At 66.6% G+C, this 1,339-nt stretch carries 2 protein-coding genes and 1 pseudogene; 2 read left to right on the plus strand and 1 reads right to left on the minus strand.

Features of this window, described 5'->3' with window-relative positions:
* A pseudogene (locus tag B3587_RS06360) lies at positions 1–300 on the plus strand (TerC family protein); the annotation flags it as partial.
* Positions 301–303: 3 nt separating this feature from the next.
* Here the strand turns inward: B3587_RS06360 and B3587_RS06365 are convergent.
* A complete protein-coding gene (locus B3587_RS06365) occupies positions 304–984 on the minus strand; it encodes a thioredoxin domain-containing protein (RefSeq protein ID WP_292727245.1) in 681 nt (226 codons plus the stop codon).
* A gap of 195 nt (positions 985–1,179) precedes the next feature.
* On the opposite strand from B3587_RS06365, the gene B3587_RS06370 reads away from it, so the two are divergent.
* The coding region (locus tag B3587_RS06370; protein WP_292727249.1) for a PadR family transcriptional regulator at positions 1,180–1,339 on the plus strand (160 nt) is incomplete at its 3' end.

A 1,339-nucleotide genomic window follows, 5' to 3' on the forward strand; every position in this document is an offset into this window, starting at 1 on the left:
TTCCTCATCGCCGAGGGCTTCCACATCAAGATCGACAAGGCCTTCATCTACGGTCCGATGGCCTTCGCGATCTTCGTCGAGGCGCTGAACCTCACGTACTCGTCACGCAAGGCAAAGCGCGAGCAGAAGAAGCGGCAGTCCGTGCAATTGCGGCCCCAGTACCCGGATATCGACGAGTCAGCCGCCGTCGCCGCGGCACTGTCGAAGGATCCCGCCTCCGGCTCCGTCGGCCTCTCGCGCAAGCCCGTGGTCGGCGAGGGAGGTGCGGCGGCCGCGCCGCACCGGGAGGGCCTCGGCTGAGGATCAGTCTGCAGCGGCTTCGGCTACCGCTGCGGCGAAGCGCGCAGCATCCGTGCCGTCTTCACGCACCTCGAACACCGTGCCGTCGATGACCAGCAGCGGGACGTGGTCGACGACCTGGTCGGTGCCGGGGATCGGCTTGCCGAGCCAGGCGTCGTTAGCCGCGGTCGCCAGGCCCGTGTAATCGGTGATCGCTGTCGAGAGGTCGGATGCCGCGCCCGCCGTGGTCGCGAAGTCGAGGAGTTCCTCGTCGCTCGGTGAATGATCTGCCGTGACTTGGTTCCGCTGGATCAGCGCGTACAGCGGCAGGAGCGCGTCATCCTCGCCCGCGGCTGCGGCGCCGAGGAGAAGTGCAGCCGCACGGGTCGAATAGTCGGTGGTGTCACCGCGCTTGGCGCTGACGTAGGTCATCGGATGCAGGGTCCACGTCGCCGTGCCGTCGGCGACGAAGGCCGCGAGGTCGTCGCCGATAGCCGCATCGAGGCTCATGCAGTGGGGGCAGGATGGGTCGCTCCACAGCTGGATGTCGACAGCGCCGTCTCCGACGACGATTCCCGCTACCGGGTCGATGGATGCGGGTGAGGGAGCAGTTGCAGCGGCCGGCGAGCACGCGACGGCGGCAAGTGCGACAGCGGGGATGAGGGCGAGGCCTCCGACCATGCGGCGCCGAGACGAACCGAACACGCTGCCGTTCTACGCCGAGAGTCGGCGCATCGCCAATCGTTCAGTGAAGCCCACGACGCTCACCCCTGATGTGGTCAGACCATATGGCGGATTCCACCAAACGCCCGGGCAGAACCACTCGATGGTGTCGCGCAGCGGTATCCATGAGAGAGCGCGACACTACCCGGTATGCATATCGCGCTCAGGGAGATCCGAATGTCGGTGAGGCAAAGCCTGTTGGCGATCCTGGCGCAGGGGCCGTGCTACGGCTATCAGTTGCGGTCGGAGTTCGAACGTCGCACCGGATCGAGCTCGGCGCTCAACGTCGGCCAGATCTACAGCACTCTCGAGCGGCTCGAGCGCGACGGCCTCGTTT

Origin of the sequence: Microbacterium sp. UBA837 (assembly GCF_002296025.1) — a bacterium.
Lineage (GTDB): Bacteria > Actinomycetota > Actinomycetes > Actinomycetales > Microbacteriaceae > Microbacterium.